General features: G+C 60.9%; 11 protein-coding genes. 2 read left to right on the top strand and 9 right to left on the bottom strand.

Going from position 1 to position 13909, the window contains the following annotated elements; translation table 11 throughout:
- Positions 1–99: 99 nt before the first annotated feature.
- The 4 genes from J3P90_RS26010 to J3P90_RS26025 form a co-directional block, all read right to left on the bottom strand.
- Positions 100–2250, bottom strand: coding sequence for a hypothetical protein (locus J3P90_RS26010; RefSeq protein ID WP_434675607.1), 2151 nt, complete (start codon positions 2248–2250; stop codon positions 100–102).
- Positions 2237–3430 carry a DUF3142 domain-containing protein gene (locus tag J3P90_RS26015; RefSeq protein ID WP_434675608.1) on the bottom strand — a complete coding sequence of 398 codons (1194 nt, stop codon included), beginning with the start codon at positions 3428–3430 and terminating at the stop codon, positions 2237–2239. The genes J3P90_RS26010 and J3P90_RS26015 overlap by 14 nt, the downstream gene beginning before the upstream one ends.
- A gap of 99 nt (positions 3431–3529) precedes the next feature.
- Positions 3530–4156 (bottom strand): glutathione S-transferase family protein, encoded by a 627-nt coding sequence (locus J3P90_RS26020; RefSeq protein WP_420766078.1) that lies wholly within the window; start codon positions 4154–4156, stop codon positions 3530–3532.
- A gap of 125 nt (positions 4157–4281) precedes the next feature.
- Positions 4282–5184, bottom strand: a complete 903-nt coding sequence (locus J3P90_RS26025) for a LysR family transcriptional regulator (protein WP_420766077.1) — start codon at positions 5182–5184, stop codon at positions 4282–4284.
- A 246-nt stretch (positions 5185–5430) separates the two neighbouring features.
- Here J3P90_RS26025 and J3P90_RS26030 point away from each other — a divergent pair, with 246 nt between their 5' ends.
- Positions 5431–7644, top strand: a complete 2214-nt coding sequence (locus tag J3P90_RS26030) for an LTA synthase family protein (RefSeq protein WP_434675609.1) — start codon at positions 5431–5433, stop codon at positions 7642–7644.
- A gap of 63 nt (positions 7645–7707) precedes the next feature.
- On the opposite strand, the gene J3P90_RS26035 is transcribed toward J3P90_RS26030, so the two are convergent.
- The 5 genes from J3P90_RS26035 to J3P90_RS26055 all read right to left on the bottom strand — a co-directional run bounded on the left by J3P90_RS26035 (position 7708) and on the right by J3P90_RS26055 (position 12584).
- Entirely contained in the window at positions 7708–8697 is a 990-nt protein-coding gene (locus J3P90_RS26035; RefSeq protein ID WP_420766075.1) for an aspartate-semialdehyde dehydrogenase, read from the bottom strand.
- A gap of 56 nt (positions 8698–8753) precedes the next feature.
- Entirely contained in the window at positions 8754–9683 is a 930-nt protein-coding gene (gene rarD / locus J3P90_RS26040; protein WP_420766074.1) for an EamA family transporter RarD, read from the bottom strand.
- Complete coding sequence (locus J3P90_RS26045) at positions 9680–10426, bottom strand: iron-containing redox enzyme family protein (RefSeq protein WP_420766073.1); 747 nt, start codon at positions 10424–10426, stop codon at positions 9680–9682. The genes rarD and J3P90_RS26045 overlap by 4 nt, the downstream gene beginning before the upstream one ends.
- Before the next feature lie 82 nt (positions 10427–10508).
- A complete protein-coding gene (locus J3P90_RS26050; RefSeq protein WP_420766072.1) occupies positions 10509–11303 on the bottom strand; it encodes a HalD/BesD family halogenase in 795 nt (264 codons plus the stop codon).
- Positions 11304–12584, bottom strand: a complete 1281-nt coding sequence (locus J3P90_RS26055) for a cation:proton antiporter domain-containing protein (protein WP_434675610.1) — start codon at positions 12582–12584, stop codon at positions 11304–11306.
- Positions 12585–12912: 328 nt separating this feature from the next.
- Here J3P90_RS26055 and ftrA point away from each other — a divergent pair, with 328 nt between their 5' ends.
- Complete coding sequence (gene ftrA, locus J3P90_RS26060; RefSeq protein ID WP_434564170.1) at positions 12913–13908, top strand: transcriptional regulator FtrA; 996 nt, start codon at positions 12913–12915, stop codon at positions 13906–13908.
- Position 13909: the final 1 nt, after the last annotated feature.

The following is a 13909-nucleotide window of genomic DNA, read 5'->3' on the forward strand; positions in this document are numbered from 1 at the left end:
CCGCATTCCTGTGGGAGCGAGCTTGCTCGCGATGGCGTCAGGTCAGTCTCATCCACACCTACTGACTCGGCCTCATCGCAAACAGGCTCGCCTCCACAATCAGCGCGCCGCCAACCGTGCCTTGCGCTGGCGACGGCTGATCAATGCCAGCCCAACGGCTACCACCAGCACTACGCTGCCCATTTGCACCCAGATTTTATAGGGCCGCAACGCCGAGCGAATCGGACTCAGCGCCTGCGTGACATAGCGCTTGTCTGCCTTGTCAAAGTCCGGAAATGGACATAACTCCCCAAAAAGCCATCCCCATTCCACGTAAGGCCCTTCCTCTATATACCGCCGGTACAACGCTCCCTGCTCTTCAGGGCTTGAATTGTATCTCCATGCATAACACAGCACCGCTGCAAACGCCTGGCTGGTATGGGGTAGATTGTCCGCCGCCCGACTCGCCAATGCAGTGGCGACAAACCGATAGTGATATCGCTGGTCCGGTTCGGCTGCGCTGGCCTGTTGCCTTTGCACCTCGCCTTCAGACAATAAGGGGCCAACCTTCAGTTCCACTGGTTCAAAACTGTAGTTGCCTTCCAGACTGGCGTAATCCGGCGCCATCTCATAAGCGAGCAGCTGCATGCCCATGTCGCGCGCTACCATGGACGCAAGGAAATACGCCTTGGCGCGTTCGGTCGGCCACCATTTGGACTCGGCATCCTTACGCATTTGCCCGTAATGTTCGGCACTCACCTGCAGCTGAACGCTGTCGAAATACGCCGGTGCTTCGTCGTAGCGCCCCTCGCGCAGCAGACGACGACCCAGCAGGTTACGCAGTTTCGCCGGCACCGACAGTTTTACATAATTGTCCCGCTCTTCCTGGCTCAATGGCGGCGGAGCCGTAACCTGGGCGTCTACGTATTGCTTGAGTTCATCGACCGTCAGCACGCGCTCGGCGACCGTCGCGGCGTCGTACCAATAATTGTTGCCGCCGCGATAAAGCTGATCGAACGCTTGCAGGTAATCACCACGCTGCAACGCTAGGATCGCGCTTTCACCTTCGACCCGGCACTTGGGCTGGACCGTCTCGTAGTCCCAGTCCGGCGTGCGTCGATCGCCCCAGGATTCCTCCTTCGGAAATGCCTGGGCGGCCTTGGCATAAGCCGCCGCCGCAGCAACCTTATCTCCGTCGCGCAGGGCGAGTTTGGCGCGCACCCACCAGGCCAGCCCAGTGTCGGCGGCTTTATCCACGAAAGCCTTGGCGCCGGAGTAGTCGCCATGTTGATAACTCACCGCAGCCAGGCGATCCGCATCGTCCAGGTTGCTCCGGGCGCTGGCCTGCAGCAACTTGACGAGTTGTTTCTCGCCGGATGGCTCTTCGCCGTCCCACCAGCCGACGCGGCTGAGCAAATACGCCGTCGCCAGGCGCTGGACGCCTTTGGTCTTGAGCAATTCCCTCAGGCGCTCGTCGGATTCGAGCTTCAGGCTACTCGCCAACTGCAACAACGAGCTGTAGCCGACCGGAGAACCCTGCAGGTTCTGGGTCGCGTACAGCCCGATGGCACTGTCCCAGTCATCGGCGGTATAGGCCACCCTGGCCTCCTCACCGAGACTGGCGACGCCCAGTTCCAACGGGTCGCTGAAACCGGCGACGCTCAACTCCCGGGCCTGGCGAAAGGCTTGGCGCGCCTGATCCCGCAAAATAGTGGGGTCGCCGCGACCGGCCTCGGTGCTCATGGCGAACAACGCGCGGCCCAGGGAATAGGCCGCCCAGGTGCTGCGCAGGCGGCGCTCGTCGGCGGGCAACGCCAGCAATTGTTGGAATGATTCGGCGGCGCGCTGGTGATCGCCCGCGTTGAAAGCCGCCGCGCCCACCGCGTACAAGCGCAGCTCGGCTGGCAGGTTCGCCGCTTCGCTGGCGACCTGCTCAACATCGCCCACTGCTCGCAGCCGCTCTACCACCGCTTGTTGCGGTGGCGTCAGGCCGAGCTGTTCGGCTTTGTTGCGTTGTTCAACGTAGGAGGCCACATCGTCATAACTGTAGTCGGGGTTGCGCGTCGCATCCGTGGTTGGCTTCAGCCCCGCAATGGCCTGACCGAGACGGCTGACCTCGAAACGAAAGCTGCCTTCGGGCAACTCCGCCAAGGATTGGGCCCGGTTATCCAGCAGGCGCATGGGGAACTCCGGTCCACAGGCCAGCGCCTGGCCTATGGGCAGGCTGAGGCTCAGGCACAGCAGGCGACGAGGCCACTTACGGGTAGACATTGAAACCTCCTTGGTCAATTTTTGTGCAGCGCGCCCAGCCGATCGCCCGTTGGGCACCGGCAGCCAGGCGACCTTCCTGAATGCGCGTGAAGGTAAGCACTCCGGGGGTTTGTTGCAATGCATAACCTGACAGGGCATCGACCCCGTCACATGCGCCCACCGCCAGCGTCAGCCGCTGGGGCCAAGGGCTGTCAAGATTGCCCTGGTTCACCAGCCACATATCGTAGAGGCCGTCCTGCTCGTCAATGCGCACCGCCATACGACTGTGGAGCCTGTCGCCACGGGCCACCGCGCCAAGGGTGGCCAGGCTCCATGCCCGTCGATCTCCCGGCAGCGGTAACCGAAACCAGACGATCCCGGCCAGGTGCCCAGGCGGTTCGGCGCGCAGCTTTGCCGTCAGGTCGGCGACCTGTTGCGGATCGGCCCGCAATTCCCGGCGTTCGCCGCCCCGGTCGATAGGCGCTTCGCTTTCCACCACGGGCGCACCGTTTTCCTGGGTCAGCAGCGCGACACCATACGCCGGCAAGGCCAAATAGAACGGCCGCGCGGTGATCTCGCCCCAGCGTTCGGCCCAACGCCTGGCCTGTTGCGCGTCGAACAGACCTTGGCGAGGATCGCTGACCGCATGGACCTGCAAGACGCTACTGTCCACGGTCGCCAACAATTCAGGCAACTCGGGGCTATCGAGCCAGGCCGGCAGCGCCGTGATGCTGAGCTGTAGCGTGGTGGGTAAGGTTTGTCGCAACCGGGTGAGAAAGGTCCGGTACGCCGGTAGCCGTGCAGTGCCCGCATCGTGATCGATTTCCACACCCATCGGCACCAGGCCCTGGGCCCGCCACTGGGCCAGCAACTGTTGGATCTGTGCGATCACCTCGTCCTGGTCCAGAGATCTGAGCTGGCCGTCCAGACGGATCACCGCAACCAGCGGTCGGCCGTCAGCCTTGAGCAATGCGGGGTCAATACGCGCACGGCTCCAGCCGGCTCCCGGAAACGCCTGCAACGCCAACACCCGCAAGCTGGAAAAATCGCCGTGGCTTTGGCGCAGCGCGCCTTCGTGGGCCGGCGTCCACTGGCGTTGCCAGACATAGAGCTGTTGATCAAGGACGGCAGGCGCGGGCTGGTCACAGCCGCTCAGGAACAACGCGGCGAAGACCAGCGCCAGCCTGTGGATAAAAGTCATGAAACGCAGCCAACCGAGAAAGGTTGGCAGATTAACCCTTCCAGGTTCCTTCAGAAACCGCTGGCGGGGGCATTGCCCCCGCCATAACCGGCTAGGCGCTCAGACTTCTGTCTGCAATCCCGCAGCCGTACGCGGCATCCCGACGAAGCCAGGCAGGGCTTCGATCCGCGCCAGCCATGCGCGCACATGGGGATAGTCTTGCAACGAAACATTACCCTCGGGCGCGTGGGCGATGTAGCTGTAACTGGCGATGTCGGCAATGGTCGGGGCGTCGCCGACCAGATAGGCGCTGTTGCCCAGGGCTTGGTCGATGACTTTGAGCAGGCTGTGGGCACGGGCGATCACCTCTTCGGCATTATGAGAGGCACCGAACACCGTGATCAGCCGCGCCGTGGCCGGTCCGGCATGCAGTGGCCCGGCGGCTACCGACAACCAGCGCTGGACGCGAGCGGCGCCGACCGGGTCCGTTGGCAGCCAACGGCCCTGGCCGTACTTGTTTGCCAGGTACACCAGGATCGCGTTGGAGTCAGCCAATACCACGCCGTTGTCATCAATGGCCGGCACCTGGCCAAACGGGTTGATCGCCAGGAAATCCGCTTGTTTGTGCGCGCCCTTGGCCAGGTCGACAAAGCTGATCTCCACAGGCAGATCGAGTAACGAGAGCATCAGCTGCACACGGTGGGCGTGGCCCGAGAGTGGAAAGTGATAGAGCTTGATAGGGTTCATGGTCGACTCCGCTCAGAGATGACGCCATCAGCAGAACGGCGTCGATGGCCCATCTTCTGCCCAAGCCCGACGCTGTGGAATCACCTGCAAACGCAATCCATTATTTCTGCTGGCGAAACAATGCGTCAGCCTTTCAAGGCCGGGTGTTCTCGCAACGCGCCGACCATGAAGTCGACAAAGCTGCGCACCCGCGCCGACGCATTGCGCCCGCCCTGATACACCACGTGGATCGGCAGGGGCGGCAGCTCGAATTCCTCCAGGACGATTTCCAGCTCACCGGCAGCCAGGTTGCCGGCCACTTGGTAAGACAGCACCCGCGTCATCCCCAAGCCTTGGCACGCCGCAGTGATGGCGGCCTGATTGGCCGTCACCACCAGCCGCGGCGCGGGCCGGACGGACAATGGCTGGCCGGCCTCGACAAAGGTCCAGTTCTTGATCTGGCCGATCGCCGATGAAGACACCACCGGCATCCGCTCGAGGTCTTGAGGGTGCCGCGGACGGTCGTGGCGGGCAAAGAAATCCGGGGAGCCACACACCACCCGCCGCACCTCACCGACACGTACGGCGTGCAGGCTGCTGTCGGGCAGCTCGCCGATGCGCACGGCCACGTCTATGCCCTCCTCCACCATGCTGACGGTGCGATCGAGCAGCAAGGCGTTGACGCAGACCTCGCAGAAGCGACCCAGATAATCCACCAGCAATGGCGTGACAAACAGCTGTCCGAACAGCACGGGTGCCGTGATGGTCAATTGCCCGCGGGGTTGGGCGTGACTGCCCGCGGCGGAATCCTCGGCTTCCTGCAGGTCGCCCAGGATCCGCCGGCTGTCATCGAGAAAGCGCTGGCCGGCTTCACTCAGGTAGACGTTGCGTGTAGTCCGTACCAACAACGGCGTACCGATGCGTTGCTCCAACGCCGCCACTGCGCGCGTCACGCTGGCCGCCGACAAACCCAGGCGTCGCGCAGCCGATGAGAATCCCGACTCCTGGGCCACGGCGACAAACACCTGCATTTCCTGGAACCTGTCCATCCATCCTCCGATGAGAAATCCTGATACAAGTTTTGTACACGCCGAAAAGCCGCGCCGGACGCCATTGTAGGGGGCTTGGCAAGCGAACCGTAGCCAGCCGCGAGGCCATAGGCCAACAATGGCTACTGGGCTTGATACCATCCAGCACACTGTTATGAAAAACTCATGACCATTAGATGAAATCTTGTGGGAGCGAGCCGCTCCCACAAGGTGTGTGTGATTGGTTAGACCCGAAGGCCGTTTTCCGTGAATATTGTCCACCGACCCCTGACTCATCCCCTCGCGCGCCTCATCGCCTTGGCGGGATGCGTCCTCTTGGTCCCCATGGGGCTGCGCGTCGCATTGGGCTGGTCCGACCCGCTGGGCTATCTCTCGGATATCGCCATTGGCACCCTGCTGGTCGTCCTGCTCTATCGGCGTCCATGGTGGTTGGCCTTGCCCGTGTTGCTGGCATGGTGTGTATTGACGCTCACCAGTATCGAGCTGGTCAACGCGGTCGGGCGGATGCCAACGCCTGCGGACATCCAGTACCTGACCGACCCACAATTCGTCGAGAACTCCAGCAGCGGCGGCTTCGCGCATCCCTGGCTCGCGGCAGTCATGTTGACAGCCCTGGTGCTTTGCCTGGCCGTCCAGTGGGCCAATCGAAGCCGCCAGGCCCCGCCCTTGCCGCGCCACGCCTGGGCCATGCCGACAATGCTGTTGCTGGCCCATGCCGGCGTTCAAAGCTGGCGCCCCAGCGAGGCGGATCAGTGGAACCTGTTCAACCTGCCCCACCAGCTCATGACCGCCAGCGTCGCCGCCGGGCAAGAACATCTGGAGCAGTGGCTGGCAGGCAACACGCCGGAACCGCTTCCCCCCATGGAAGGGCTGACCCGGCTGGACCTGGAGGGGCAAAAGCTGCTTGCCGCCCCGGGCCGCGCGCGCAATGTGCTGATCATCGCCCTGGAAGGCATTCCGGGTGCCTATCTGGAAACCAACCGCCAGGCTTTGCAAAGCAGCTATCACGCGAATCTGATGCCGCGCCTCAGCGCCTGGTCGGAGCGCGGGATGAACACGCCCGACTATGTGCTGCACAGCCACCAGACCATCCGTGGCCTGTACGCAATGCTGTGCGGGGATTACGACAAACTCGACAACGGCACGCCCAAGGGCGTCGAGATGCTGAACCAGACCCAGCGCAACCAGGCCTGCCTGCCCGCCCAGTTGCGCAAGCACGGATTCTCCACCCACTTCCTGCAAGGTGCCGGGCTGCGGTTCATGGCCAAGGACCGGATCATGCCGCATATCGGCTTCGATACGACCCTGGGCATGGAGTGGTTCACTCGACCGGCTTACCTGGAGTTTCCCTGGGGCAAGGATGACAAGACCTTTTTCGAAGGCGCGCTGGATTACGTCGGGCAACTGCAACAAGCGGACAAGCCGTGGATGCTCACCCTGCTGACGGTAGGCACGCACCAACCCTACTCGGCACCGGACGATTATCTGGAGCGCTACGACACCGCCAAGCAGGCGGCCGTGGGCTATCTGGACGACGCGCTGGACGTCTTCCTGACGAGCCTTGAACACCAGGGAATTCTGGACAACACCCTGGTGGTCATCACCTCGGACGAGTCCCATGGCATCGACGACGTGCGCCTGGCATCGTCCTGGGGTTTCAACCTGACTCTGGCACCAGAGCCCTTGCCGGCAATCAAGCAAGGGGTGCATGGCCATGTCGACCTGACCGCTTCGGTGCTCGATTACTTCGGTTTCGACGTGCCAACGTCCCTGTCCGGCCGCTCGATGTTCAGGCACTACGCGACAGGCCGGGAAATCATGTCGTTCACCAACGGCAAGCTGCGCTATCACGATGGCAAGGGCACCTTCACCGAATGCGATTTCCTGCAACGTTGCCGTGACTACAAGAGCGAGGGTTTCATCGCCGATCGCGCCACTTACGCCGGGCAATACAGCGGCCAGCGCGCCCGGCTGATCGCCGCGCGGGCCACCGCCCTGGACCAAACGCTGCTGGCGACGCCCCTGAACCAGCATTTCCAGTTTGGCAGTAACGAAAAAATCCCGCTGCCCGCCCAGGTTTCCAACGATTGGACCGACAACCTGATCGGCGCCCAATACCTGGAAATGCCCAAGGGCACCCGCACACGCGTCAGCCTGACCATTCGCGCGGTGGACACTGACCACGCCGCATACATTTCACTCAAGGCCAAGGAATTCGAGCAGGACGTGCCGATGGACTTGCCCACCGACGTGGCGGTTACCATGGATCAACCGCTGGTGATGGACATCCATTTCGACAACCCGCAACCGCGCAAGGCGTTCTCTTTCCACTTGCTGGGTCATGGTGTGGGCGCTATCGAAATCAGCGACTTCAGCGTTGTGACCGAGCTGCCCGACCAGACCGACCAACCGGAATATCTGGATGACATGCAGGACGACAGCGAGGCGCAGTCCAGCTGAAAGCAAAAACGCGCAGCCGCTGGGGGGCGGTTGCGCGTCAGGTTCACTCAATGCCTGGTTCGATCAGTCACTGACCAGTTGCATGATCTCGAAGGCATTCAACGCCGCGCCCCGCAGCAACTGATCGCCGCTGATGAACAGGTCCAAGCCGTGTTCGCCGTAGATCAGGTTGTAGCGAATCCGGCCAACCTCGACCGCATGCTTGTAGGTCGATGTCATGGGCATTGGATAAACGCCCTGCTGGGGTTCGTCCACCACTTCGACGCCCGGCGCAGCCGCTAGCAACTCGCGCACCTGGGCCAGCGATTGCACCGGTTTCTTGAAGCGCAGGCTCAGGCTCTCGGCATGGGAGCGCAGGGTCGGCACCCGCACCGCCGTGGTGCTGATGGCCAGCTCCGGTTCGCCCAGGACCTTGCGCAGCTCCCAGACCACTTTCATCTCTTCGCGGGTGTAGCCGTTGTCTTCGAACGAATCGACTTGAGGGATGACGTTGAACGCCAGGTTATGGGCGAAATTCTCGCTACCGTCCTGGTCGCCGTAGTCGCTGAACGCCTTGGCCTTTTCCCGCAGCTCGAGCATGGCCGGCTGCCCCGCGCCGCTGGCGGCCTGGTAGGTTGAAATGATCGCGCTTTCGAGCCCGAAGGTTTCGTGCAACGGCCCCAGCACCATCAGCGCAATGGCCGAGGAACAGTTGGGGTTGGCGATCAGCTTTTCGCCCTTGTAGCGCTGACCATTGATCGGCGGTACCAGTAGCGGAATGTCTGGGTGATAACGAAAAGCCGATGAGTTATCGATGACATAAGAGTTTTCAGCCAGGCGCTCGCCATATTCCAAGGCAAACGATCCGGAAACGCACAGGAAGACGATATCGCACGAAGCGCAGCCTTCGACCGAAAAAGGCTCGATCAGGTGCTCGGTATTGCCAGCCTTCAAGCGCTTGCCGGCCGAACGCTCAGAGGCCATGCAGACCACTTCGTAGTCGGTTTCTTCAAGCAATTGCAGCATGGTCATGCCCACTGCACCGGTGCAACCCACCACGGCGACTTTCTTCATTTCGATTCCCTTATCCTGAAAAACCCGCGCCGCTGTAGACGGCGCAGGCGGGTATGTCATGCCGTACGCATTTGCACGGACAACCTGGCGGCTGCCGCTGCACGCTGGACCCGAATGGAATTCAACGTGAACAATGCAAGCGCCAGCCAGATGAACGAAAACGCCGCCAGTTTCAACGACGAGACCGGTTCACCATAAACGAACGCCGCCAACAGGAAGTTGCAAATTGGCGGGACAAACTGCAAGAAGCCCAGCGTGATCATCGACAACTGCTTGGCCGCCAGACTGTACCACCACAACGGCAGCACCGTGATCAGGCCCGTCGCGATCAGCAACACGTCGCGGGTGCCCGATTGCAGGAACTGATGCCCTACGCCCTGGGCTTGGGCCAGCAGCAGGAACAGCGCAGCGAACGGCAACAGTACGGCAATTTCCAAGGTCTGGATGACCACCGGATCGCCCGGGACCTTTTTCTTGAAAATGCCATAGAAGGAATAGCAGAAGCCGATGACCAATGCGATCCACGGGAAGGAATGCAGGTTCAGCAGTTCGAACGCCATCAGCGTCACGCCAGTGACGGCCAGGAATATCGCCCAGGTCTGCAATGACGTGAGGCGCTCCTTGAAGATGACCCGCGAGACCACCATGCTCATGATCGGGCTGAGGAAATAGCCGAAAGCCACCTCCAGCACGCGCCCAGTCATGATCCCGTAGATGTACATCAGCCACCACAGCCCGAGGACCGCCGACACTGTCAGCACATTCGCCGGACGCACCGTCTTGAGGGTCGAACGCAACGTTCCTACCCGGGCGGTCAACAGTACCAGGGCGAGGAGAAACAGCTCGGCGAAGACCACCCGCCAGGACAGCAGATGATAGGCATCGAGCCCGGCCAGCGGCTTGTACCAGAGCGGGTACGAGCCCCAGAGCAGCGTGGCGCCGAGCCCGAAGGCGACGCCTTGTCCGGATTCATTCTTGGCGGTCATTGACGTCCTCCGGCGTTGAGTTTGCGCTCGATACCATCCCAGTACACTTCCATCAGGTGCAGGTACTGTTCAATGCCTTCGGCGAACAGGCGACGCTCTTGCGGTGTTTGCAGGTGCTTTTCCATGACATTGAACACAGCGTTGGAATGCCCGACTTCGACTTCCATATGCAGCGTCCAGAAGAACCGTCCACGCTCGCTGACGCCTTCCTTGATCAGGCCATCGTTGTACTTGGAAACCATCGAGGCCGACATCGCCTCGTCGGCGAACAATCCGCCCAGGGCCTTTTGCAGGGGCGGCTTGCTGTAGAGCGCGCAAATTCCGTCATTCAAGGCCTGGGTGCTGGGCAAGCACTTGTAGGCTTCGATCTGCTCTTCGCTGATGCCCTTGTCGTGCAGGAACTTGCGATACAGGTCGGAGTGGGAGTGCGTTTCACCCAGTTCGTCGCGGGCATTGAACGCGATCGTGCGCAGCACCGCTTCGTCACGAGTGATGGTGGAAATGCCACACACGTAGAACGGCAGGTACTTGAAGTAATGAAGGGTTTCCAGGTACAGCACCTTGCTTTGCTCCGGCGGCAGGCCGTGCTGGGCGTAGGCATTGAGGAACGGATGTTCGGTCGCTCGATGCTTGAGAATGTAGTCGATCTGCTCATCCATGAACGACTGAAGTTCCAGGTCGACACCTTCGTTGCGCACGACGTAAGCGGTTTCGGACTGGAATGTTTCTTGGGTAATGGACATGGCCTGCTTCCTTGAGCCCCGGGGGCAACGTTGATTTTGAAATATGAACCGGGCGGACACCCATCCGCCCGGCCGGTTGCCGTCAGGCTTCTTCGGTGCTCCGGGCCTTGGTGTCCCAGATCACTTCAATGCTTTCGTGGGCGACGTCGGTTCGCCGGTCATGGGCGCTTGCCCAACAGGTGTTGAGGATGATCCGAGTGGTTTCCTGTTGGATTGGCACGACGTGGTGCAACGTGGTGTCGGACTTGAGGAAATACACATCGCCCTTGAGGTGGTGGTAGGACTTGATCGGGTTGTTGAGGATGTACTGCCAGATCTGCGGGTTCTGCTTGTCCCACTCGCTGTGGGGCACGCATTGCAGCACGCCGCCGATCGCCGGGTCCTCGGGTGCTTCGATGATCCAGATCATCGTGTAGGGGTAATCGCCCCAATGCCAGCCGTGGGTATCGCCCGGGTGGCTCAGCTTGGTGATCAGGTATTGCTCTTGCTCCCAGCAGGACGCCAGGTCATCGCCCGCGATGTTGCCGAGAAAATTGCGCAGCGACTCCGATTGGTAGAGCGCAGGGATGAACGTCCCGCCCTCGGCGATCTCTGGTTGGTTGACGTTGTACATCTTGCGGTAAGTATTACCGGTGGAAGGAACCGTAACATCGCGACGTACCGAATATTCATCCAGCAAGGCATGAACTTCGGTGTGAACGTTTTCCAGGATTCTTTTTGGCAGAAAGGAAAAGTTCTTGAAGTTGAAATAACCGTCGCGGCGAAATTCATTACGAATCTGCTTCATCCGGTTTTCATCTTGCAAAATAGCCTGGAAATGCCTGGCCAGTTGTTGCTCCATGGCTTCAATGACCAAGCTGGATGTTTGTTCGCTCATTTATCGCTCCATTCCATTGTTATCGGTCGGTGTTACAAATCCGTTGGGGGATGACACTCTCGCCATTGACGGAGTGCCGGTCGCAACTTTCTTGTTATGCAGATTCATCAGCGGGCCGGTCATCAGCGTGGTGACGATGGTCATCACCACCAGGGCGGTAAACAGCTCGCTGCCGATGATCCCCATGTCCAGGCCGATCTTGAGCACTACCAGCTCCATCAGCCCGCGGGTATTCATCAGGGCCCCGACGGTCAGGGAATCGGACCAGGAGCATCCCACCAGCCGGGCGCCCAGGGCGCTGCCGGCCACTTTGCCGGTGACAGCCACCGCCAGGATTACCAGCAGCACCCAGACGCCAAGGCCCGAGAAGGCCGAGGAGGTTGTGCTCAAACCTGCAAGGGCGAAGAAGCACGGCATCAATATGATCAACGACACGTGTTCCAGCCGCTCGATGATCATGTCCAGCAGGCCCTGGTCCCGTGGCAGGCACAGGCCGAACAGGAAAGCCCCGAACACGGCGTGTACTTGCAGCGCGTGGGTCAGGCTGCCGTAGATCATCACTCCGGCCAGCAGCGCCACCAGCACCATGGGTTGCGCGAGTTTTCCTTCAGCGGCGAGCCAGCGCGCCAGCAACGGCTTGAGCACCAGGAACGAAAAGACCACCAGCGACAACAGACAGGCGCCTCGCAAACCCAGGGCCATCCAGTTGTCGTCCTGGCCATTCACCATGGCGACGGCTGCTATCAACATCCACGCCACCACGTCGCTCATGGCGGCAGCCAGCAAGGCAATCGCACCGGTTTGCGTGCCGAGCATGCCTCGCTCCTTGAGGATCCGCGCCAGAACTGGAAAAGCGGTCACGGAGAACACGGTGCCGATGAACAGGACGAAACCCAACCGAGAGGTTCCGGGCGTGGCGAAATGCTCGAACAGCCAAGGGGCTATCGCGGCGCCGAGGGAAAAAGGGATCACTATGCTGAAAGCGCCGATGACCATGGCCTTGAAGCCGGTCTTGCTTTGCTTGAGAGGGAAGCGAAACTCGGCACCGATGACGAACATGAACAACAAGATGCCCAGTTCACTCAATACTTTGAGTTGGGTAATGGCAGTGCTGTCAAATAACTGCTGATGGAAGGCGGGAAACAACTGACCGAGTACAACAGGCCCCAATACAAAGCCGGCTATCATTTCGCCAACAACCTGAGGTTGCCCCAAGCGATTGAATACCGCGCCCAAAAGTTTTGCTGACAACATCACAAACAGAATCTGGATCAGCAACATAGTACATTCCCTTACAACGTCCAGGTTAATCCGGTTACAACTGACAACTCCTCGACACCGCCGAAATCCGTTGGCAGCGTCGTTAACAGAACTCAATCAGATGCGCACACTCGCGCAGCTCGCACTTATCGAACTTCTGTAGAAGCAGGAATAAATCTGGAAGTGACAATCCTCTACCGGCGCGATGGGGTGGGGTACCGGTAATGCGACAGTCACCTTTGTGGGGTGCGGCCGTCTTGGTTTTCCTGATTGCCTGGCAGCGATTGTAGGGGCATGGGATCGTCCGCTACAGTGCAGCAGACGACAATAATCGGTGAATTTACGCCAAATGCACGCTCATCCCGGAACAGTGGCAATCCTCGTTTATGAGGGCCTTTGCGTATTCGAGTTCGGTATCGCCCTGGAGATATTCGGGCTGCCACGCCCAGAATTGGACGTCCCTTGGTACACCCATCGCATCGTCGCGGTCGACCAGGGCCCGATGCACGCGCTGGGGGGCTTGCAGATTTCCGTCGATGCCGGCCTGGAAGCGCTTGAAACCGCACAAACCATCATCGTGCCCGGTTGGCGCAGTCGTCTCGAGCCGCCTCCAGAGGCGTTGTTGCAGGCCCTTAGGCGAGCCCACGCCCGCGGGGCACGCTTGCTGTCGATCTGCTCGGGGGTCTTCGTACTCGCCGCCACGGGGCTGCTCGACGGCGAGACCGTGACCACCCATTGGCAATTCTCCCAGGAACTGGCCGAGCGATACCCCAGCATCAAGGTCGACCCCAACGTGCTCTACGTCGATCTGGGGCAACTGATCACCTCAGCCGGCAGCGCCGCCGGGATTGACGCCTGTCTGCATCTGATCGCACGGGATTTCGGCACGCATATCGCCAATTCGGTGGCGCGGCGCCTGGTCATGGCGCCACAACGAACCGGCGGGCAATCGCAATTCATCGTCGCGCCGGTGTGCAAGTCACCGCGCAACGAGCTGACGCGCGTGCTGCAATGGATTCGCGAGAACCTCGATCAACCGCTGAGCGTGGCCGACATGGCGGCTCGCGTGGCGATGAGCGAGCGCACGTTTTTGCGGCGTTTCATTGAGACAACCGGCCTGTCGCCCAAGGTCTGGCTGCAGCAGGAACGGCTGAACCGGGCAAGGGAAATGCTGGAAAGCACGGACCAGAACACCGCCGGCATCGCACACGCCTGTGGCTACCGGTCAGTGGAAAGTTTTCGCGCGGCCTTCCGCAACGCGGTAGGCCTGGCTCCCTCCGCCTATCGCGAAAGGTTCGGCAGCGGCGAGATCAGCAAACAGGCTGCCTGGGTCGCCAACTGCTGAA

It is taken from the genome of Pseudomonas sp. D3-10 (genome assembly GCF_051132175.1).
Taxonomy (GTDB): domain Bacteria; phylum Pseudomonadota; class Gammaproteobacteria; order Pseudomonadales; family Pseudomonadaceae; genus Aquipseudomonas.